This is a genomic window from Mesorhizobium ciceri biovar biserrulae WSM1271, assembly GCF_000185905.1.
Classification (GTDB): Bacteria; Pseudomonadota; Alphaproteobacteria; order Rhizobiales; family Rhizobiaceae; genus Mesorhizobium; species Mesorhizobium ciceri.
Map to the genome: position 1 here is coordinate 2,309,703 of NC_014923.1, position 19,795 is coordinate 2,329,497.

At 63.3% G+C, this 19,795-nt stretch carries 20 protein-coding genes; 10 read left to right on the forward strand and 10 right to left on the reverse strand.

What is annotated here, in order from left to right; translation table 11 throughout:
- Window positions 1–181 precede the first annotated feature (181 nt).
- The 3 genes from MESCI_RS11065 (at window position 182) to MESCI_RS11075 (ending at window position 3,073) form a co-directional block, all read left to right on the forward strand.
- Entirely contained in the window at window positions 182–1,804 is a 1,623-nt protein-coding gene (locus MESCI_RS11065) for an FAD-binding oxidoreductase (protein WP_013530038.1), read from the forward strand.
- 17 nt (window positions 1,805–1,821) lie between these two features.
- Window positions 1,822–2,454, forward strand: a complete 633-nt coding sequence (locus MESCI_RS11070; RefSeq protein ID WP_013530039.1) for a hypothetical protein — start codon at window positions 1,822–1,824, stop codon at window positions 2,452–2,454.
- An 88-nt stretch (window positions 2,455–2,542) separates the two neighbouring features.
- On the forward strand, window positions 2,543–3,073 hold the full coding sequence (locus MESCI_RS11075) for a dihydrofolate reductase family protein (RefSeq protein WP_013530040.1): 531 nt from the start codon (window positions 2,543–2,545) through the stop codon (window positions 3,071–3,073).
- 33 nt (window positions 3,074–3,106) lie between these two features.
- Here the strand turns inward: MESCI_RS11075 and MESCI_RS11080 are convergent, their stop codons facing one another.
- From MESCI_RS11080 to MESCI_RS11090, 3 genes are all read right to left on the reverse strand, one after another.
- Window positions 3,107–3,628, reverse strand: coding sequence for a hypothetical protein (locus MESCI_RS11080; protein ID WP_013530041.1), 522 nt, complete (start codon window positions 3,626–3,628; stop codon window positions 3,107–3,109).
- A 150-nt stretch (window positions 3,629–3,778) separates the two neighbouring features.
- A complete protein-coding gene (locus tag MESCI_RS11085) occupies window positions 3,779–4,909 on the reverse strand; it encodes a hypothetical protein (RefSeq protein WP_013530042.1) in 1,131 nt (376 codons plus the stop codon).
- Between the two features lie 6 nt (window positions 4,910–4,915).
- Complete coding sequence (locus tag MESCI_RS11090) at window positions 4,916–5,350, reverse strand: DUF4383 domain-containing protein (RefSeq protein ID WP_013530043.1); 435 nt, start codon at window positions 5,348–5,350, stop codon at window positions 4,916–4,918.
- 859 nt (window positions 5,351–6,209) lie between these two features.
- Here MESCI_RS11090 and MESCI_RS11095 point away from each other — a divergent pair.
- Window positions 6,210–7,148 carry a diacylglycerol/lipid kinase family protein gene (locus MESCI_RS11095; RefSeq protein ID WP_013530044.1) on the forward strand — a complete coding sequence of 313 codons (939 nt, stop codon included), beginning with the start codon at window positions 6,210–6,212 and terminating at the stop codon, window positions 7,146–7,148.
- Between the two features lie 79 nt (window positions 7,149–7,227).
- Here MESCI_RS11095 and MESCI_RS11100 read toward each other — a convergent pair whose 3' ends face one another.
- From MESCI_RS11100 to MESCI_RS11110, 3 genes are read right to left on the reverse strand one after another with little or no spacing between them, the layout of a single operon-like run.
- A complete protein-coding gene (locus tag MESCI_RS11100) occupies window positions 7,228–8,145 on the reverse strand; it encodes an NAD(P)-dependent oxidoreductase (RefSeq protein ID WP_013530045.1) in 918 nt (305 codons plus the stop codon).
- Window positions 8,142–9,353 carry a mandelate racemase/muconate lactonizing enzyme family protein gene (locus MESCI_RS11105; RefSeq protein WP_013530046.1) on the reverse strand — a complete coding sequence of 404 codons (1,212 nt, stop codon included), beginning with the start codon at window positions 9,351–9,353 and terminating at the stop codon, window positions 8,142–8,144. Before MESCI_RS11105 ends, MESCI_RS11100 begins: the two co-directional genes overlap by 4 nt.
- The gene (locus MESCI_RS11110; protein ID WP_013530047.1) at window positions 9,350–10,966 is read right to left on the reverse strand and encodes a GMC family oxidoreductase; all 1,617 of its coding nucleotides are present in this window, start codon (window positions 10,964–10,966) and stop codon (window positions 9,350–9,352) included. The genes MESCI_RS11105 and MESCI_RS11110 overlap by 4 nt, the downstream gene beginning before the upstream one ends.
- 239 nt (window positions 10,967–11,205) lie before the next feature.
- Here MESCI_RS11110 and MESCI_RS11115 point away from each other — a divergent pair, with 239 nt between their 5' ends.
- The 3 genes from MESCI_RS11115 (at window position 11,206) to MESCI_RS11125 (ending at window position 13,230) form a co-directional block, all read left to right on the forward strand.
- Window positions 11,206–12,147: a phosphoribosylaminoimidazolesuccinocarboxamide synthase gene (locus MESCI_RS11115; RefSeq protein WP_013530048.1), complete on the forward strand. Its 942-nt coding sequence runs from the start codon at window positions 11,206–11,208 to the stop codon at window positions 12,145–12,147.
- A gap of 367 nt (window positions 12,148–12,514) precedes the next feature.
- Window positions 12,515–12,910, forward strand: coding sequence for an acyl-CoA thioesterase (locus MESCI_RS11120; RefSeq protein ID WP_013530049.1), 396 nt, complete (start codon window positions 12,515–12,517; stop codon window positions 12,908–12,910).
- 116 nt (window positions 12,911–13,026) lie between these two features.
- Window positions 13,027–13,230, forward strand: a complete 204-nt coding sequence (locus MESCI_RS11125) for a hypothetical protein (protein ID WP_013530050.1) — start codon at window positions 13,027–13,029, stop codon at window positions 13,228–13,230.
- 149 nt (window positions 13,231–13,379) lie between these two features.
- Here MESCI_RS11125 and MESCI_RS11130 read toward each other — a convergent pair whose 3' ends face one another.
- The gene (locus tag MESCI_RS11130; protein ID WP_024504168.1) at window positions 13,380–13,748 is read right to left on the reverse strand and encodes a winged helix-turn-helix transcriptional regulator; all 369 of its coding nucleotides are present in this window, start codon (window positions 13,746–13,748) and stop codon (window positions 13,380–13,382) included.
- Window positions 13,749–13,837: 89 nt separating this feature from the next.
- Between MESCI_RS11130 and MESCI_RS11135 the strand changes: the two genes are divergently transcribed.
- The gene (locus MESCI_RS11135) at window positions 13,838–14,443 is read left to right on the forward strand and encodes an NADPH-dependent FMN reductase (RefSeq protein ID WP_013530052.1); all 606 of its coding nucleotides are present in this window, start codon (window positions 13,838–13,840) and stop codon (window positions 14,441–14,443) included.
- 56 nt (window positions 14,444–14,499) lie between these two features.
- Here the strand turns inward: MESCI_RS11135 and MESCI_RS11140 are convergent, their stop codons facing one another.
- Complete coding sequence (locus MESCI_RS11140; RefSeq protein WP_245268607.1) at window positions 14,500–15,303, reverse strand: MBL fold metallo-hydrolase; 804 nt, start codon at window positions 15,301–15,303, stop codon at window positions 14,500–14,502.
- Window positions 15,304–15,590: 287 nt separating this feature from the next.
- Here MESCI_RS11140 and MESCI_RS11145 point away from each other — a divergent pair, with 287 nt between their 5' ends.
- Entirely contained in the window at window positions 15,591–16,517 is a 927-nt protein-coding gene (locus MESCI_RS11145) for a DMT family transporter (protein ID WP_013530053.1), read from the forward strand.
- Between the two features lie 10 nt (window positions 16,518–16,527).
- On the opposite strand, the gene MESCI_RS11150 is transcribed toward MESCI_RS11145, so the two are convergent.
- Entirely contained in the window at window positions 16,528–17,553 is a 1,026-nt protein-coding gene (locus MESCI_RS11150) for an alpha/beta fold hydrolase (protein ID WP_245268609.1), read from the reverse strand.
- On the opposite strand from MESCI_RS11150, the gene MESCI_RS11155 reads away from it, so the two are divergent.
- Complete coding sequence (locus MESCI_RS11155; protein WP_013530055.1) at window positions 17,552–18,148, forward strand: CGNR zinc finger domain-containing protein; 597 nt, start codon at window positions 17,552–17,554, stop codon at window positions 18,146–18,148. The two genes, MESCI_RS11150 and MESCI_RS11155, sit on opposite strands and share 2 nt — an antisense overlap.
- A gap of 54 nt (window positions 18,149–18,202) precedes the next feature.
- On the opposite strand, the gene MESCI_RS11160 is transcribed toward MESCI_RS11155, so the two are convergent.
- Entirely contained in the window at window positions 18,203–19,711 is a 1,509-nt protein-coding gene (locus MESCI_RS11160) for a winged helix-turn-helix domain-containing tetratricopeptide repeat protein (RefSeq protein WP_013530056.1), read from the reverse strand.
- Between the last annotated feature and the right edge of the window lie 84 nt (window positions 19,712–19,795).

Below are 19,795 nucleotides of genomic sequence, written 5' to 3' on the forward strand. Positions count from 1 at the left end.
AGCGTCGTTCGTCGGCAAGCCTGCTGACGCAATTTCAGACCCTGTTCCATTCTGGCCGGTCCTCAGGGGACCGGCCATTTCGTGCCCTCCACCCTCGACGCCAGGCAAAACGCCGTCCCGGCGGCGCCGCTATGGTTTTTGCCAAAGAGCCGCGCTATCCCTTGGCCAGCGGGGGATAGTCATGGCCGACGAGCAAAAAGGGTTTCGCCTGTCGCGGCGATTGCTGCTGGGTGCGGCTGTCGTCGGCGGCGCGGTGCTGTGGGGCGGCAACACGGTGGCGCGGCTGGCACGCGGACCTTCGGGGCCGAAGAACGCAGGACGGATAGCCGATATAGACGGCTTCGCGCTGCCTCTGAAGCCGCTGGACAATGCGCCGGCCTTCGATGCGTCACTGCCCTGGTCGGCAAAGGGTGGTGACATCAACGATGCCAGCGGCCTGTCGATGACGCCGGTCTACGGCGTGGTCGAGGTCAGCGGGGACGAGCACATCGCCAAGGCCCTGGCCTTCGCGCGTGCCAATGGGCTGAAAATATCGCTGGCCGCCATCCGCCATTCCATGGGCGGGCATGCCTTCGACGACAACGCGCTGGTGCTCGACCTCAGAAAGTTCAACAGGGTCACCGTCGATGCGGCGGCCAAGACCATGACCTTGCAGCCGGGCGCGCGCTGGCATGACATCCAGAACCTTCTGCATCCGCAGTTCGCGGTGAAGGCGATGCAGTCGACCGACATCTTCTCGGTCGGCGGTTCGCTGTCGGTCAATGCGCATGGCATGGACCACCAGGCGGGTTCGGTGGCGGGCTCGATCCGCTCGATGCGGGTGATGCTGGCCGACGGTTCGGTGACGACCTGCTCGCCGACCGAGAACACCGATCTGTTCCGCCACGTCGTCGGCGGTTACGGCCTGTTCGGCGTGGTGCTGGAGGCGACGCTCGATATCGTCGACAACGCCGTCTACCGCACCTCGCGCGAAATCATCAAATCGGACGATTTTCCGGAATTCTTCGCCAAGGTGCTGGAGCCGAACAAGGATATCGGCCTGTTCTACGGCCATCTGTCGACGGCGCCCGGCAATTTCCTCGAGGACATGATCGTCTACCGTTACGACAAGGTGGCCGAGCGGCCGCCGGCCGATCAGCCCGAGATCGGCGAACCGGGATCGGTCGGGTTGAAGCGGGTGATCATCAACCTGGCGAAATGGGGCAGCCTGTTCCAGGAATTGAAATGGTTCACCGAAAAGACACTGGAGCCGAAATTCGAAAGCTGCACGGTGGCGCGCACCTCGGCCATGGCCGAGGGCGAGGCCTGTCTCGTCACCCGCAACAACCCGATGCACGATTCGGTGCCCTATCTGTTCAACGATCAGATGGAAGAGACCGACATCCTGCACGAATATTTTATTCCGCGTGCCGCCTATGTCGAATTCATCGCGGAAGCGCGCGAGATCCTGCGCAAGCAGACGCTGCCGGTGCTCAATGCTTCGGTGCGCATCGTCCACAGGGAGGATGTGGCGCTGACCTACGCGCCGGAGCCGGCCTATTCGCTGGTGCTCTACGTCAACCAGCCGACCGATGCCGACGGCAATGCCAGGATGCGGGCGCTGACGCGGGCGCTGATCGACGTGACGATCAAGCATGGCGGGCGCTTCTTCCTGCCTTACCAGCTGCATTATACGGCCAGGGAATTGCTGGCCTCCTATCCCGAACTGCCGGCCTTCCTGGCGGCGAAGCGGCAGTATGACCCGACGGAACTGTTTTCCTCGACCTTCTACCGTGCCATCAAGGCGCTGAGCGGGGTGTCGTAAGAAGCAGGAGAACAGCCATGCGGATGGTATCGGCGGCGGCACTCATCCTCATCGCGCTGTGCGCTGGCCCTGCCGGAGGCGAGGATCTCAAGGCCTTCAAGCTGACCATCGACGGCGTGACGGTCGATATCGATCCCGGCGAGAGCGCCGATGTGACGCTGCCCGGCGGCAAGCAGAGCGAGGTGACGCTCGCGCGCAACGACTTCGCCACCTTTTCAGGCAGCGACTTCTCCTTCGTCCATCCCAGCGGCATTTCGGTGACCAAGACCGATCTCGGCGATGACATCACGCAGTATCTGATGGCCTCGGCGCTGGGCACGATCGTCGTCGTGCAGGAATATGGCGCCATGAATCCGGTGTCGCTCAACCAATTGATGCTGCAGGAGATGACCAGGGAATCGGTGCAGGCCGGCGCCAAGCTGACGCAGGGGCCGACCACGCGCAAACTCGCCGACGGCAAGGAATTGACCGGGATCCGGGCCGAGGTGAAGACACGCACCGACACCGCCGATTTCGAGATCGTCGGCTTCGGTCTGGCCGATCGGGGGCTGCTGTTCATCACCCGCATTGCCGGCGAGGATGCAGCGACCGAAAAGCCGCTTGTCGACAAGTTCTGGCAGAGCCTGAAAGTCAGGTTCAGGCCGGACTAGGATCGTGTCTCAGTTTGGATTTCGGCTGGGGTTTTGCGTAACGGCGGCTCAAGTTATTCTGAAGACCCCGGGTTGGAGATCCTGCAGCATGGCGAAGCTCATTTTCAGAATGAACCAGTCACTCGACGGCTATGTCGACCACCAGAAAATGCCGTCGGGCCCGACGATCTTTCGTCACTGGATAGAGCAAGTGCGCAATCTGAGCGGCAGTGTGTACGGTCGCGGCATGTACGAGGTCATGCGCTATTGGGACGAAGATAGTCCTGAGTGGAGCGCGGAGGCGCATGAATTCGCGGCGGCGTGGCGGAGCCAACCGAAGTGGGTTGTGTCGCGCTCTCTGAAGTCGGCCGGCCCCAACGCAACACTTGTCGCGGATGACGTCGAGGCGGTGATACGCGGGCTTAAGGCTGAGCTCGTCGGGGAGATTTCAGTTTCTGGACCAGGCCTGGCGCGAAGCCTGACCGACCTTGGTCTTGTCGATGCGTACCAACTCTACCTCCATCCGTTCGTGCTTGGTCATGGCAAGCCATTCTTCGCCGGCCCCCGGCCGCCGCTTCGCTTTGTGGCCAGCGATTTGATTGGCGACGACGTGATCAGGTTGACCTATGTGCCTGCCTGATCACGCGGTCGTCGAACCGAGACGCCAGCGGGCCTACAGCCCCTTCGGCATCAGGCCAGCCAGCCAGTTCACAGAGCGCTTCGCGGCGTCGGCGGTTGCCGAGGCGGCGCGGCCGAGGTCGGTCTTGACCACGGCGTAGCCGTTCTTGGTGCGATAGAGCACACCGGTTCCGCCATCGACCACCTGTTCATAGGCGACGGGCCGGGCGGCGTCGGCTTCCATGGCGGTCGTCGGCGAACCGACCGAGACGCTCGGCCGGTGGCTGAGTTCCGGCGGCAGCGGGCTTTCGGTTCTGACGACGCGGCTGGCGGGCTTCAGTTCGGGGCGCGATGCGGTCGCGGCCAGTTGCGAGGAGGACGACGAACCCTTCGTGCGGCAAATGCCGGAGACGAGCGGATAGTTGAAATTGCGCTCGTGCAGCATCTGGCTCTTCATCGCCGCTTCGCACTCGGCGACGGTCGACCATTTGGCCGGCGTCTCGCCGATATATTCGCAAAGCTTGGCGTCGCAGTCGCAGCCGACAATGGTCATGGCGACAAGGGCGGTCTTGATCACGGTCTTGTCCCTTCGAGATGCCCCCCGGCAGCCCTTCCATTTCTTCCCATTCCTTCGCGCGCGAACAAGGCGGGATTTGGCCGCGATTGTGGAATGGGCGTGGCGGAGGCCAGGAAATGCCTAATCTTGGCCGGGCGTGACCGAAAGGCCTCAGTAATCGTAGACGTGTTCGAGCCTGGCGCCGGACTTGATCAGCGCCGGCAGCACGAGATGCAGTTTGCGCACGGCAACGATCATGCCGGTGCGGCGCGTGGATTGATCGGCCGGCAGCGGATAGCTGAACAGGATGTGCATGCCTTCGGGAATGGCGATCGTATCGGTGGAGAGCACCGTGGCCATGATCTCGTCATTGCCGCCGATCTCGACGAAGGAGACGCCCTTGTCGATCAGGCGCAGGATCATTTCGGTGAAGACCTGATAGCGCCTGGTGACGAAGATGGTGCCGTCAGCGCCCATGTCGCGTTCGAGCAAGGTGTCGGGCTCGTTGCGCGTGGCTTCGCCGACGGGCCCCTTGGCCCAGACATGGATGTCGAGCAAGGCGGGGTCCATCGTGGCAGCGAGGGCCTTTTTTATCAGGTCGGCATAGCCCTGCTTGATGGTGTCGGCGAGGCCGAACGCCAGCTTGCGTTCGCCGGTGCGGACGGAGCTGTCGCCCGGCACCGGCTGCACGGCAAACAGGCCGGCACGCTTGTCGGCATACGGGAACTGATACCAGGGCACCTGGTCGAGAAACGCGGCATAGTCCGCCGCGACCTTGGCCTGATAAATGTCGGCGGCGGTGCGCTTGGCCGTTGTCGCCTCGGTGATGCGGCCGACCGTGTTCTCATAGGCCCACTGCAATATATGCTCGATCGAGTGGCTGGTGCCGATGATGACCAGCATCTGGTGGTTGGCATAGTTGAATTTGTAGGGAGCGCTGGCGCGGATGACCATGGCGTAGTCCTGCCAGAAGCGGCCGATATAGGACCAGTAGGGGAAGCCGCTCGGCTGGTCCTTGTCGACGAAGCCGGCATATTCGCGTGCGGCGTAGACGATCGCCCATTCCGGATAGGTGAGGAAGGTCGATTCCTCCGGCCGCTGGTAGCCGGGGATCTCGGCGCGGACCTTGTCGGCCAGCGCCTTAGGCGGGGCGCCGTCGGCAATGCCGGGCAGCGGCGTCTTGTCGAGCGACGACGTCGTCAGGAAGCCGTAGCTCAGCCCGGCGATCGGGATGAGGATGACGACGACGATCAGCCAGAGGATCGTCTTGATGAGGCGCTTCAGCCAGCGGAACAGGAACATGCCCGATCAGGCCGTGGCGAAGTGGTCGTGTACGCGCCTGGCCAGCCGGAAGCCGACATAGACGGCGAAGCCGCCGATGACGATGTGCGGCAGGTTGGCGAAGAAGCGGGCCGGGAATTCGATATCGTTGAGAGAGCGGAAGCCGTTGATGAAGATACCGGCATCGAGGCAGCCGGAACCGGTGACCAGCCCGAGCACGCCGTCGAAAAGGTAGACCGAGCCGAACAGCTTGAAATAGAACACTGCCTGGCGGTGCGAGATGAAGGCGGCGGCCAGCGCCCAGACGCCGGAGAAGGCGTGCAGCAGATCATCGTACCATTGCAGCGAGAACAGGCCGAACAGATTGCCGTCGGCATCGTTGAAGGCCGGTATGTAGCCGATGGCGACGACGCCGAAGAATAGGAAGGCATAGGCAACGGCAAGCTTCTGGACGAGCGTCATGAAGTATCCCCCTTCTACAAGCCCATTTGTAAACGCTACTCTGCCGGCCGCCTGACGCGGTTTTCTGCGCTTCCGATGCTCACGGACTCAAAGGTCCGCTGCGCTTCGGTTCTCGAAAACCACGCCATCCGACTCGGCAGAGCGCGTTTTCAAACGGGCTCTGACCAGGCGATACTAACCGATTTTAGCGCGTGGAGAAGCGGCGCTCGCAAGATCGCCGCCAAAGGGCATCGGGGGGCCAAAAAGACAGTCGGCGCCGGGATTTCTCCCAGCGCCTCCCTGTCAGATCAGGACACGGTCGCGGCAGCAACTTCCGTAAAGTCGTCGCGCCTTGCCGGCCTTGATTTTGACGGTCCTGCCAGTCCGCCGCCCGAGAGCAGCGTCCGTTCGGGACCACGCCGGTCTCCACCCTTGCGAGCTTTGCCCTGCGCACCATCGAAGGTTTTTGCCGTCCTTCATGGCAGCATCGGTCCGCCGTAGGCGTTGGCACGCTTTCCGCGGCCCCGTAGGTCTCGGCTCCGTCCCTCGAAACAGGCAAGCCTGCTCTCGCTTCGGGCCGTACGGGCCTCAGGAAATCCGCCTTTCACTTCGCCTTTCGGCTTGATGATCGGTAGCCGCCTGAGATGGGTTTAACGTACGCCGAGTAAGGGTCCTGGGGAATGGCCGCTGCCCTGTGGATAGCGGGATTACCGGGGATCGTTAGCCACAAACCGGGGAATTCGAGCGCCGGCTGCTTTAGACAGCCCGCCCGCTTTTTTGCGTACGAGCCGACAGCGCCCCTTGCTCCGCCGGTGGTCGCGGGCTTCAATGCCGGCAAAGGATCGGACCTGCATGTCCGGCGCCGGGGAGGGCGGGTATTTTGAAAGTCGGAGTGGTTCTCAACCCGATTGCCGGTGGCGGCCGGCTGAAACGGCATTGGCCTGATGTTGCCGTGTCGCTGAAAAAGCATTTCGGCGAATTCGAGCTGCGCGAAACGCAGGCCGAAGGCGATGCCGAAAGGCTGGCAATCGATCTCGCAATGATTGGCTTCGATCTGGTGATTGCGGCCGGCGGTGACGGCACCGCCAGCGAAGTGGCCGACGGGCTTCTGCAGGCGGCCCAGGAGAGCGGCCGGATCACTGAACTTGGCCTGTTGCCGTGCGGCACCGGCATCGATTTCGCGCGCGGGCTCGGCCTGCCGAAAGAGGTGGATGCCGTGCTGAAGCGGTTGGCCGAAGCCAAGGGCCGCAAGGTCGATGCCGGGCGCATCGGCTACATCGACGATCACGGCGCGCTGGCCAGCCGGCACTTCATCAACATCGCCAGTCTGGGACTTTCCGGCGCCACCGACCGCGCCGTCAATGCCGACAAGCGCAAGGGCAGGATGTCGGCCAAGGCACTGTTCCTGTGGCGCACCGTGGTGGAGTTCATCCGCTACCGTTTTCAGGACGTCAGGATCACGGTCGACGACGGCGCACCCGTCGAAGCGCGCATGGCGCTGGTGGCGGTCGCCAATGGAAAGTTCTTCGGCGGCGGCATGATGATCGCGCCGGATGCCGAAATCACCGACGGGCAGTTCGACATCGTCATCCTGCGCGCCGCCGGCAAGCTGAAGCTGATCTGGGACATCCGGCTGCTCTATGGCGGCCGGCACCGCAACCATCCGGCGATCACCATCCTGCGCGGCAGGAAAGTGGTGGTCGAGCCGCTCGGCGATGCGTCAGAGAATGGCGCTCTGGTCGATATAGACGGCGAGTCGCCGGGACGCATACCCGCGACCTTCGAGATCCTGCCGGGTGCATTGACGCTCAGATACTGAATCAAGCCGTTGACAGATTGATTCAGATGAATCCGCCCATCAATCCAACGTCCTGAAATCGCTTGATAACTGGCTGATGTCAGAGTTCCAGCTTGGCCGGAAAACCGGGCGCGCGCAGGTCGGTATCGACGGCATCCTCGAGCAATTTGACGATCTGGGTGGACCAGGCGCTGCCGCCATATTCCTGTTTGCCCATCTGGAAAATCTCACTCACAAGCGGCGCCAGTTGGAGCGGCAGTCTGAATTCCCTGCCCATCGCCAGCGCGAAGCCGAGGTCCTTCAGCGCCAGGTCCATGGTGAAGCCGATGTCGTAGGAGCCGTTGAGAATGAGCTGGCTTTCGGTCTCGTGGACGAAGCTGTTGCCGGAGGAGGCTGAGATGGCATGGTAGGACTGGGCGAGGTCGAGCCCGCCTTGTTTGGCCAACATCAGCGCCTCGCCGGCGGCGACGAGATGGATGAAGGCGAGCATGTTGGTGATCACCTTGATCACCGCCGCCGAGCCGACCGGACCCATCAGGAACGACTTTGCGCACATCGCCTCGATGGCCGGCTGATGACGTTCGTAGAGCGCTGGATCGCCGCCGACCAGCGCGGTGATCTTGCCAGCCGCCGCCAGATGCACGCCACCGGTGACTGGGCATTCCAGCGTCTCGACGCCCCTGGCCGAGGCGAGGGCCGCAAGGCGAAGAATCTCGTCGCGGCCGTTGGTGGACATCTCGATCCAGGTGCCGCCTTGGGGCAGGCCCTCCAGCAATCCGCCGGGTCCGGCCAGCACCGCTTCGCTGACCTTGGGCGAAGGCAGGCACGTGATGGCCTTGCCGGCCCGGGCGGCGGCCTCGGCCGGGCTGCTCGCGGTAGTGGCGCCGAGCACCACCAGGCGCTCGGCGGCGGCCGGATCGCGGTCGAAGACGGTGACGGCAAAGCCGTTGCGGATCAGGCTGGCGGCAAGGTTGCCGCCGAGATGGCCAAGCCCGATGAAGGCGTAGCTTTCGCTCACGGCATCAGCGGCGTCTGCATCATCTGCAGATGCAGGTCCTTGCCCGTATAGGGATGCGCGTCGCAGACCGCTTCGTTCAACTCGACGCCGAGGCCGGGCTCCTTCGAGGGGATGACATTGCCGTCCTGCCACTCGATCTTCTTCTTCAAGAGCGTGGCGTGGAAACCGTCCCACTGCTTCAGCGATTCCAGGATGAGGAAATTGGGCAGCGTCACCGCCAGCTGGATGTTGGCCGCACCGACGATCGGCCCGCAATAGCAGTGAGGGGCGATCTGGATGTGGTAGGCCTCGGCCATCGCCGCGATCTTCTTGGTTTCGAGAATGCCGCCGGAGCGGCCGAGGTCCGGCTGCAGGATGGTCGCGGCGCGGTTCTCGATGACGCGGGCGAACTCGAACTTGGTGGTCAGCCGTTCGCCGGTGGCGATCGGGATCGAGGTCGCGCGGGCCACTTGCGCCATGACTTCGGGCATGTCAGGCGGCACCGGCTCCTCGAACCACAAGGGATCATAGGGCTCGATGGCGCGCGCCATGCGCAGCGCGCCGGACGCTGTGAACTGGCCGTGCGTGCCGAACAGGATGTCGGCGCGGGTGCCGACCGCCTCGCGGATCGCCTTGATCATGCGGGTGGACAGGTCGATATCGACAAGACGCGGCTGGTGGCCGTCGAAGGCGGTGTAGGGGCCGGCCGGGTCCAGTTTGACGGCGTTGAACCCCTGTTCGACATATTCGAGCGCGCAGGCGGCGGCGAGATCGGGGTCGTTGTAGACGTTCTTGCCGTGCGCATCCTCGGAGTGGACGCTGCCGGTGTGCGGGTAAAGATAGGTGTAGGAACGCAGCGTTTCGTGCACCTGGCCGCCGAGCAGTTTGTAGACCGGCTTGTCGGCCTCCTTGCCGATGATGTCCCAGCAGGCCATTTCCAGCGCCGAGAAGCAGCCCATGCCTGACACGTCGGGCCGCTGGGTGAAGCCGGACGAATAGGCGCGGCGGAAGAAGTTCTCGATGTCGTGCGGATCGCGGCCGACGAGATAGCGCTCGGCCATGTCCTCGACCATCCGGGCGGTAACATGGGCGGAGAAGGTGGCGTTGTAGGCCTCGCCATAGCCGACGACGCCGCCATCGGTGGTCAACTTGACGAAGATGAAATACTTGCCGCCGATGCCGGGCGGCGGATTGTCGACAACCCAGGTCTTGACGTCGGTGATCTTCATTTTTGGTCCTCCAGAACCAGTTCGGCGCCCTTCCAACCGGTCATGATCGAGGCGGCGTTGGTGTTGCCGGTGATGTTGTCGGGGAAGATCGAGGCGTCGATGACGCGCAGGCCGTCGATGCCGTGCACCTTGAGACGCGGGTCGACGACGGCGCGCGCCGGATCGGGCCCCATGCGGCAGGTCGAGACCGGATGATAGACAGTGCCCGAGCGCTTCCTGAAATCCTGAATCAGGTCTGCATCGGAAGTGATTGACGGGCCTGGCAAAACCTCTTCCTCGATGATCTCGGCCATGGCAGGCATCGAGGCGATCTTGCGGACGAATTTCACCGCCGCCAGCATCTCCTCGACATCGGCATTGGTGGAGTAGGCATTGGCCGTTATCCTGGGGTACTCGCGCGGATTGGCCGAGCGGATCATGATCTCGCCACGGCTCGACGGGCGGCAGTTGGACAGGCCGATGGAAAAGCCCGGCCATGGGTCGGGCGTCAGGATGGGACGCTCGCCGCTCTTGGGAATGACGGTCGAGAATGCCTGGAAATAGAGCTGCATGTTGGGCCGCGTCGCCGCCGGGTCGGTGCGGAAGAAGCCGCCGGCATTGTTCATCGACAGCGACAGCGGGCCCGAACGGGTCAGGATATATTGCATGCCGACCAGCAGCTTGCCCCACCAGGGACGCAGCGTCTGGTTGAGCGTCGGCAGCTTGCCCTTGAAGGTGTAGTTGATGCCGACATGATCCTGCAGATGCGCGCCGACATTCTCGTTGGCCTGGACCATCCGGATGCCCAGGCCTTTCAGCAGCGCGGAGGGCCCGACGCCGGACAGCTGCAGCAATTGCGGCGAGTTGACCGAGCCGCCCGACAGGATAACTTCGCGGCCGGCACGCGCCGACTTCGTCTCGCCGTTCTGCTGGTATTCGACACCGACGGCGCGCTTGCCCTCGAACAGCACCCTGGTCGCCAGCGCCTTCATCTCGACGCGGACGTTGGCGCGCTTCATCGCCGGGCGCAGGAAAGCGCGCGCCGCCGACATGCGGCGGCCGTTGCGGGTCGAGATCTGGTAGACGCCGACGCCTTCCTGGGCAGCGCCGTTGAAATCCGGGTTGAAGGGCAGGCCGGCCTGCTGGCCGGCGGCGAGATAGCGTTTGGTCAGCGGGTGGACGGCGCCCGAACAGTCTGTGACATGCAGCGGGCCGCCGACGCCGCGCCATTGGTCTGCGCCGGCCTGGTTGTCCTCGAGCGCCTTGAAGGCGGGCAGCAGATCGTCATAGGCCCAGCCGGGATTGCCGGCGGCGGCCCAGGCATCGAAATCCTCGCGCGCGCCCCTGATCCAGACCATGGCGTTGATCGAGCTCGAACCGCCGAGCAGCTTGCCGCGCGGCCAGTGGTCGGCATTGCCGGCGAGCCCCGGGTCCGGCTCGGCCTTGTAGTTCCAGTTGACGCCGGGATCGAAGAAGGTCTTGCCGTAGCCGAGCGGCATCTGCACGTAGAAGCGGCGGTCGCTGCCGCCGGCCTCCAGCACCAGCACCGAGAAGCGCCCCGAGGCCGACAGTTTTTCAGCCAGGACTGAGCCGGCCGAGCCGGAGCCGACGATGATGAAATCATAGGTCTGCATGATGGAAATGGGAGGCTCCGAAAAATTGGCTGCAGCCTAGACGCGACGGCATTCCGAAGTCGCCGCGCCATCCGGCATCAGTTGTGAAAAAAGCGACCGTCGAACCGATCAGGTTTGCGGGGATTCCCGACAATCGCGCTTGATATCTATCGTCCCGACAGCCTATGCGATGGCACTATCTTGGCGCATAACTTTTCGGAATTATGCTCTGGCCCACTCTGCGGAAGGCAGGAAATCATATGCGGACCCTCCCTGACGCGTTCATTCCCGAACTGCCGGGCCACTACAGCGGCAAGGTCCGCGAAAACTACGATCTGGCGGATGGCCGGCGCATCATCATCGCCACCGACCGGCTCAGTGCCTTCGACATCATCCTGACCTCGATCCCCTACAAGGGCGAGATACTGACCCAGACGGCGCGCTACTGGTTCGAGGAAACCGCCGATATCTGTCCGAACCATGTTCTCGAATACCCCGACCCGAACGTCGTCGTCGGCACGAGGCTCGACATCCTGCCGGTCGAGATCGTCGTGCGCGGCTATCTGGCGGGAACCACCAGCACCTCGATCCTGACGCGCTACAAGCGCGGCGACCGCGACATGTACGGTATCCGCCTGCCGGACGGCCTGCGCGACAATGAAAGACTGGCCGAGCCGATCATCACGCCGACCAGCAAGGCCGCGCATGGCGGCCATGACGAGCCGCTGTCGAAAGCCGAGATCCTCGAACAGGGTCTTCTCACGCAGGCGCAGTGGGACATCGTGTCCGGCTACGCTTTGCGGCTGTTCGCCCGCGGCCAGCAGCGCGCCACCGAGCGCGGCCTGATCCTGGCCGACACGAAGTACGAATTCGGCACCGACAGGAACGGGACCATCATTCTTGCCGATGAAATCCATACCCCGGACAGCAGCCGGTACTGGATCGCATCGAGCTACGAACAGGCGCTCGCCGACGGCTGCCGGCCGGAGAGTTTTGACAAGGATTTCGTCCGGTCGTGGGTCTCGGCGCGCTGCAACCCCTACAGCGACCCGGTACCTGAGATACCGGCCGAGATCGTCGAACAGGCCTCGCGGGTTTACGCGCAGGCTTATGAGGCGATCACCGGCAAGGAATTCTCGCCGGACCTTTCCGGGGACAGCGTGCTCGATCGTATTCGCACGAACCTCAGGCGCTATTTTTGATCGACCTTCGCCGGTGATGCGAACTGCCGTCCCATGGCCATGCCCAGGGTCTACGAACTCGGGTTAACCGGTCCTCGGAAACCTTCGCCGGTGTGTTGGCTGACGGAGCAAACGAAAAACCCGCCTGTGCGGCAGGTCACTGGCGCAAATCAGCACCATAGGCAAAAATGTACCATAGCTGAGGGCACCCAGTCAAGAAAAAATTCCTATCGTGAAAAAGCTGCCCGGCAAAAAGGCTGCCGACACCGCGCGCCGGCTGTCGCAGGTCTTTTGCCAGTCGGAGCCTATGGCCATGCCGTAGCTCGTTGACCTTCTGGCGCCGTGACGATACGGGATCGAGGGCAGCCAGTCTCGAAGGATTTCTCGCATGGTGCACTACGCTGAAGGACGGCCGCTTGGCGATCTGACGCTGCGCACCCTGGCCATGCCTTCGGACGCCAATGCGGCGGGCGACATCTTCGGCGGCTGGGTGATGGCGCAGATGGATCTGGCCTGCGGCATCCGCGCCGCCGAGCGCGCCAAGGGCCGCGTCGTGACGGCGGCGGTCAAGGAAATGTCGTTCGCCAAGCCGATGAAGATCGGCGACACGCTGTGCATCTACACCCATGTCGAGCGCGTCGGCCGCACTTCGATGACGCTCAAGGTCGAGGCCTGGGCGCAGCGCTACCTCTCCGACCTGATGGAGAAGGTCACCCATGCCGATTTCGTTATGGTGGCGCTGGATGGCGAGGGCAAGCCGAAAGCGGTTCCCGCCGAAGGCTGACGCAAGCCGTTTCTCCCAGGCTTGGTCATTTGTAACAGCGCCCGTGCGGGAGGCGCTTTTCGTGACATCCAACGGTTGCCTCCAAGCCCGATCCTGCTGCAATCGGAGGAGAGACAATGCGTCAACATCTGCTGAACGGTTGGCTCGTGGCAGCCCTGGTCGCGACGACCTGCCTGCTCGGCGTGACCGCTTACGCGGAGGTGAAGGAAGACATCTCGCGCGTCGCCTGCACGCATGGAGGACAGGCTCCCGGCGAGCGGGGCGCACGGTGTGATACCTGTGCCGCCGCGCGATGCGATGTGCGCGCATCAGGAGCCTGAGCGGCAGCCGTCAGGGGACCGCATGAGCGGCAATCCGCCAGCCAAAACGGCGCTTGCATCCGGGCACGATCCGCGCAGCCGAGATAGAATTTCCGATCAGACAAGCCGGATGTTGCGTGCGGGGCTGAATCCCTTGCCGCGCAAGGGTTTCAGACGCGGGCGCCGTCGAATTTTTCGCGCGCCGCCTTGACGCGCATGGTGTTGGCGCGCGCCCATTCGCTCAGTGCGCTGACGGGGATCAGCAGCTCGTGGCCGAGCTCGGTCAGCTCATAATCGACGCGCGGCGGAATGGTTGGAAACACGGTGCGGGTGACGAAGCCGTCACGCTCCAGCCCGCGCAAGGTGGTGGTCAGCATCTTCTGCGAGATGCCGCCGACGGCTGCGCGCAATTCGTTGAAACGCAGCGGTCCGTCGCCCAGCTTGCCGACGACCAGAACGGTCCATTTGTCGCCGACGCGCTGCAGGATTTCCGAGATGGCGCGGCAGTCTTCGGAGCGGTGTGGGTGCCTCGGTAACAAAAAAGTGCCTTCTTGTGCATCGCGTTTGCAGTATCTCATATAGCGCAGGTATCCAAATGATACCAGTACTTCGTGCAAGGAGAGCCCTTATGTCCAAACCCAAAATTGCCATCGTCGTCGGATCGACGCGCGCCGCTCGTTTCGCCGATGTGCCAACCCAATGGATCGCCAAGATCGCCAAGTCGCATGCCGACATCGATGTCGAGATCGTCGACCTTCGCGACTTCCCGCTGCCGTTCTTCGACGAAGTCGCATCCTCCGCATGGGCGCCGTCGCAGAACGAAGTGGCACAGCGCTGGCAGAAGAAGGTCGCCGAATTCGACGGCTTCATCTTCACCGCCGCCGAATACAATCATGGCCCGACGGCGGTGCTGAAGAATGCCATCGACTACGCCGCCAACGAATGGAACAAGAAGCCGGCCGGCTTCGTCGGCTATGGCAGCGTCGGTGGCGCTCGCGCCGTCGAACAGCTCCGCCTTCATGCCGTCGAATTGCAGATGGCGCCGGTCAAGTCGGCCGTCCATATCGCCTGGGGCGATTTCCTCGCCGTCCGCCAGGGCGAGAAGAAGCTGGAAGACCTCGAGCATCTGAACCAGGCCGCCACGGCGCTGGTCAACGACGTTGCCTGGTGGGCCAAGGTGCTCAAGGCAGCGCGTCAGGCCGACGCCGTCGCCGAGGAAGTCAAGGCGGCCTGACCGCCGGTTCGAATTATCCTCCCAAGGATCCGGGGCGGCGCTTGCGCCGCCCTTTTTCAATTATAGCGGCTCAAACCGAAAGCTGGCGCCGGATCGGACGACGCGGCCGATACCGGGCGAATCCAGATGCGCGCCGGCGACGAAACATGATCGTCGGCAGCAAGCGCCAGCAACCGCAACCGGCTTTCGCGCGCCTGGTCCTGATCGGCATCGAATTCCCACGTCACCTCAGGTCGATCGAACTGAAGCGATGGGACGTGAACGGTGTCGCCCCAAATCAGAATGCGTTCGCCACCGCTCGAAACACGAAAGCAGCTGTGTCCCGCTTCATGGCCATGGGCTTCGACAATGTCGACATGTGTCCCGATACGGTCTCCGGCCTCGAAGGGTTCCGCCATGCTGTGAAATCGTTCGAGCCGCGCTTCGGCGCGAAAAAAGCCGAGTTCTTCCCCGGGAACGAGCAAACGCGCCAGGCGCGGGAAAGCGTCGCGGCCGTCGGCAAGCACAAGACCATGGATGTGGTCGAGATGGGTGTGGGTGAAACAGACGGCACGGACTCGTCCGGCATCGATGCCAGCTTCGTCCAGCGCCTCGGGAAGTCGGCCCATGGTGGGATGCCAGGCGTTCGAGGCACCGGTATCGATCAGGATGATTCCGTCTCCATCGTCAATCGCGAAGGCATTGACGGACAGTCTGAGTTGACCACCAACCAATGCGACTTGTTGCGGCAATTCATCGCCAAATGGCTTGTCGCCGGGTTGCCGAAGCCGTCCGATCGGCATGTCGACATAGCCATCGCGCAAGGAGGTGATGCGCAAGTCACCAAGATCGTAGGTCTGATAAAGGTCGCCCGAAGCCATGCGGTGCATTTTTTCCGATCCGTCTGCAGACAACCGGCAACATGCGACGGGCCAGCCGCGTCGGCAACCCGCCCGCTCAATTCGATCTGTGCCATGGGTGCGTGCGTCGCCTGCCGTGGCCGGATGATGCAGTCGGCGAGGCGGTCCGTTTCGTTCAACTCGCCGGCATGGTGCTGATACCCTGATGTCACGATAGCCTCGGCCCAATCGGGGTTGGACTGCTACATCGACCGGGCTGCCATCTGGTCGCGACCCTTGCCCTGATATATCCGGCTGCGATCCGTCACATGAGTGAAGCCGTGAAGACATCCAGCCTGACCGGCGCCGTTTCCCCGATGATCCCGGTGCTCGTATGCGCGCTTGCGATCTTCCTGCTGTCCGGGATGGATGCGGCGATGAAGATCCTGGTCATCGCGGTCGGGGTCTACAACACCTTGCTGTGGCGCAGCATGGTCGCGGCCGTGGTCGCGGGCGCAGCCTGGTTGGCGGGACCACGCTTAAAGCCGACCATTCCGGTGCTGAGGCTGCATGCGCTGCGTGCCGCAATTGTCGGCGTCGTGCTGATATCCTTCTTCTGGGGCTTGGCCAGGCTGCCGCTCGCGGAGGCGATCGGGCTCAGCTTCGTGGCGCCCTTGTTTGCGCTGTTTCTCGCCGCGCTGCTGCTGGGCGAACGGATCCGACGCCAGGCTGTCTGGGCATCGTTGGCCGGCATCGCCGGCGTCGCCATCATCATGGCCGGCCAGTTCGGGCAGGCAGACTATTCGCAGGACGCCATGCTCGGCACGGCAGCGGTGCTCGTATCAACCGTGTTCTACGGATACAATCTGATCCTCGCCCGGCAACAGGCGCAGTTGGCCAAGCCGATCGAGATCATGCTGTTCCAGAACCTTTGCGTTGCCATCCTGCTCGGCCTCGCGGCACCCTGGCTTGCCGTCGCCCTGCCGAGCGATCTTTGGCTTCCTTTGGCCGGGGTGACGGTGCTGTCGCTCGCCGGGCAATTCCTGATGAGCTGGTCCTACGCCCGCGCCGAAGCGCAATATCTGATCCCGACGGAATACTCGGCCTTCATCTGGGCGGTCGCGCTTGGCTGGTTCTTCTTCGGCGAGGAGGCGACCTGGACCACGCTGACGGGAGCGTGCCTGATCGTCGCCGGCTGCCTGATCGCCGCGCGGGCCAATCCCAGGCTTGCCGAGCCCATCGAAGTGGCGGTTTGAACGTCGACGTTCAACGCCCCGCAGGATCGCGAAATACCCCAGTCTCCACCTCGTGCATGAAGTGAGCGATGAGAGCCGCGCATTGGCGATGATGCGTTTCGAGAAGCATGTGCCCGCTCTCAAAGACATGGATTTCGACGGCGTCGAGATCGCGGCTGTAGGCCATGATCTCGTCCAGCGCGAAGAAGGCGTCGTGGCGCCCCCACAGCACCAGGCATGCTGGCTGTTGGTCGCGGAGATAGGCCTGGATGGCCGGGAAGCGCGCGATGTGCGAGCCATAATCGGTGAAGAGTTCGAACTGAATGTCGGTGTTGCCGGGCCTCGCCAGGCGCTCCGTATCGAGATACCAACCCTCGGGCGGAAACAACACTTTCAGACGCTCGGGGAGACCGCCGATATATTGGTTTCGGGTCCCCTCGAAATTCATCCAGTCCGGCAGTCTGGCGCGGTTTTCTTCAGTCGGTTCGGCGAAGAACGCCTTCGGCGCGTCCCATTCCGGTCCCAGCCCCTCGTCATGAGCGTTGCTGTCCTGGGCGATCAGGCCGAGGATGCGATCCGGCCGCCGTGTGGCGAGATGATAGCCGACGGGCGTGCCGAAGTCAGTGATGTGGAGGAAGAATCGCTGGAGGCCGAGGGCCTCGATGAAGGCTTCGATCGTGCTGGCCAGGTTGTCGAACGTGTAGTCATAGGCATCGATGGAAGGGGCGGACGAAAAGCCGAAACCGGGCAGATCCGGCGCCACCACATAGGCTGTCTCCGCCAGCGGTTCGATGACATTGCGATAGACGTGCGACGAAGTCGGATATCCGTGCAGCAGCAGGATTGCCGGTCTGCCGGGATCGCCGGCATGACGGTAGAAGATGTCGAGGCCGTCGACATTGATGGTTTCGTGGCGGGTCTTGTAACGATTGCTGCACATCCTCTCCCTCCCAGGGGTTCCGCGCCGATCTGGCGACGCGCTGGCTTTGACACCACGTATCCGTATGATAGTGGTTACATGTAACCGTATAATCCGGTTAATGAGGTTATGTTCCATGGGCGATGAATACACCGAATGGGTACCGGATCACTTCATAGGCGGGCATCCCGCTTTGGACCTGTCGAACGCCGTGTTCGACCGGCGGGCGCCGGCAACAGACAATGAACTCTTCAAGTCCGTCCGGGATGTTGCGAACTGGTTCAGCGCCTCAGGGCTTGCCGACGATCGTCAGGCGCAGGCCGTTGCCGAGATAGCGGATGGGCGGTTCGTGGAAGGAGTCCGCGAAATGCGGGAGGCGTCATTTCAGGTTTTCGATCCAATCGCCGCGGGCAAACCGTCTGCGGTCGAACCGCTCGGCGTGTTGTTCTCGCGCACGGCAAGCTCGCTTGCCGCCGGGTCTATCGAGCTGGATGGCACCAGGCCGGAGCTTGCCCTTGGCCGGTGGCGCGATCCGGACGCCGTCACCGCGTTGCTGGCCATGCTGTCCATCGAAGCGTTCTTCACCCTGCCGCGCGACAGGCTGCATTCCTGCCCTCGCTGTGGCTGGCTTTTCCTCGATACGTCGCGAGGTGGCAAGCGGCGCTGGTGCAGCATGCGTACCTGCGGCAACCGCGAGAAGGTGTCGCGCCACCGAGATCATACCGACGTCTAGACTGGGTTAGCGCACCACGTCGCCTTTGCTGCGGGCGGGCCGGATGCCGGCGCGTCACTCCGGAAGACCGGCCTTGCGAAAACCATCGACGAAATGCTCGAGCGTAGCGGCGTCGCGGAATGGCTCGGTCGTCGCCCAGTGATGGGTTGTGAAATGCGGGTTGCCGACGAGGAACAGTTCAGCCTCTGCGCGCGCCTCGTCGAGCCGGCCGAGTTGGGCCATGCTTGCCGCCAGGAAACGGCGTGAGCTTGTGCGATAGGTCTCGTCACGGCGCAACGTCTCGATCGCGGCTTGGTAGTCGCGCGCCGCATATTGCGCCTGGCCGAGCGTCAGATAGTACCAGCTCGCCGGAAACGGGTTCAGCCGGAACGCCTTGCCGATGTGCTCGAGGCCCTCTTCGACCCGTCCGGCCAGGACCGCGATGTCGGACAATGCCGCCCAGGTGTCGGCCTCGTTCGGGTCGAGCTCGATCGCTTTGGCGAATTCCGCATCCGCTTCAGTGAAGCTGCGCTCATAAGCAAGCAGATAAGCCAGGATCCAGCGACAACCGGCGTCGTTGGGATCGATCGCCACCGCCTTGCGCGCCAGCTCCAGGGCAACGCTGCGGGCAGCCTCGGTTGGTCCGCCCCAATGCACCTGTCCCATCCAGTGGTTCATGGCAAGCCAACGATAGGGCTCGGCATAATCAGGATCGAGCGACACCGCGCGCGTCAGCATCAGATGCGCTTCCTGCGCCATCTGCGGCGAGTCGTCGATCAGCTTTCGCGCCCGCACGCAGAGGTCGTAGGCCTCCAGATTTCGCGGCCGATTGCGCGGCGGCGGCGCGCGCAGCCGGCCAAGCAGCGCTTCCACGATCTTGGCCGTCACCTCGTCTTGAACGGCAAAGATATCCTCCAGGCCGCGATCGAAGCGTTCCGCCCACAGATGATCGCCACTCATCGCGTCGACCAGCTGTGCGTTGATGCGCACGCGCCCCGCGGCGCGTCTTGCACTGCCTTCCAACAGGTAGCGCACGCCAAGATCCCCGGCGATCTCGCGCACGTCCATCGCTTTTCCCTTGTAGGCAAAGGTCGAGTTGCGGGCGATGACGAACAGGCCGGAGATTCTGGACAGGTCGGTGATCAGGTCTTCCGTCAACCCATCCACGAAGGGATCCTGCTCGGGATCGTTGCTGAAATTGACGAAGGGCAGCACGGCTATCGACGGTTTGTCGGGCAGCGGCAAGGGTTTTCGCCTGGCCTCGCCCAGCTGTTCGACGGCCCCCGTGAAACGGTAGCCGACGCGCGGAACGGTGGATATCCATTCGCCGTTGTCGCCGACGGGGCCAAGCAGCTTGCGCAGCTGCGCGATCTGGACGGTGAGATTGCCTTCCTCGACGGCCGTGCCCGGCCACGCGGCGTCCATCAGTTCGGCTTTTCCGAGGATTTCGCCGGGCCGCCCGACGAGTGCCGCAAGCAGGCTCAGCCCGCGATAGCCGACGGCAACGGGGACATCGTTCCGAAGCAGCGTTCCCGCACGCGGATCAAGCACGAACGGACCAAAGGCAAAACGCGATCCCTGCATAGGCGCATCTATAGGGCCGCTCTAGCTCGTTTGGAAGTTTTGGGAACTATTTGGGAGGGCTTAATTACGGCGCCGTCCGTATCG

Coding starts and splice junctions, on each gene's coding strand:
- MESCI_RS11065 (WP_013530038.1), top strand. CDS start 182: ATGGCCGACGAGCAAAAAGGGTTTCGCCTGTCGCGGCGATTGCTGCTG.
- MESCI_RS11070 (WP_013530039.1), top strand. CDS start 1,822: ATGCGGATGGTATCGGCGGCGGCACTCATCCTCATCGCGCTGTGCGCT.
- MESCI_RS11075 (WP_013530040.1), top strand. CDS start 2,543: ATGGCGAAGCTCATTTTCAGAATGAACCAGTCACTCGACGGCTATGTC.
- MESCI_RS11085 (WP_013530042.1), bottom strand. CDS start 4,909: ATGTTCCTGTTCCGCTGGCTGAAGCGCCTCATCAAGACGATCCTCTGG.
- MESCI_RS11090 (WP_013530043.1), bottom strand. CDS start 5,350: ATGACGCTCGTCCAGAAGCTTGCCGTTGCCTATGCCTTCCTATTCTTC.
- MESCI_RS11105 (WP_013530046.1), bottom strand. CDS start 9,353: ATGAAGATCACCGACGTCAAGACCTGGGTTGTCGACAATCCGCCGCCC.
- MESCI_RS11110 (WP_013530047.1), bottom strand. CDS start 10,966: ATGCAGACCTATGATTTCATCATCGTCGGCTCCGGCTCGGCCGGCTCA.
- MESCI_RS11115 (WP_013530048.1), top strand. CDS start 11,206: ATGCGGACCCTCCCTGACGCGTTCATTCCCGAACTGCCGGGCCACTAC.
- MESCI_RS11120 (WP_013530049.1), top strand. CDS start 12,515: ATGGTGCACTACGCTGAAGGACGGCCGCTTGGCGATCTGACGCTGCGC.
- MESCI_RS11125 (WP_013530050.1), top strand. CDS start 13,027: ATGCGTCAACATCTGCTGAACGGTTGGCTCGTGGCAGCCCTGGTCGCG.
- MESCI_RS11135 (WP_013530052.1), top strand. CDS start 13,838: ATGTCCAAACCCAAAATTGCCATCGTCGTCGGATCGACGCGCGCCGCT.
- MESCI_RS11140 (WP_245268607.1), bottom strand. CDS start 15,303: ATGGCTTCGGGCGACCTTTATCAGACCTACGATCTTGGTGACTTGCGC.
- MESCI_RS11145 (WP_013530053.1), top strand. CDS start 15,591: ATGAGTGAAGCCGTGAAGACATCCAGCCTGACCGGCGCCGTTTCCCCG.
- MESCI_RS11155 (WP_013530055.1), top strand. CDS start 17,552: ATGGGCGATGAATACACCGAATGGGTACCGGATCACTTCATAGGCGGG.
- MESCI_RS11150 (WP_245268609.1), bottom strand. CDS start 17,553: ATGGAACATAACCTCATTAACCGGATTATACGGTTACATGTAACCACT.
- MESCI_RS11160 (WP_013530056.1), bottom strand. CDS start 19,711: ATGCAGGGATCGCGTTTTGCCTTTGGTCCGTTCGTGCTTGATCCGCGT.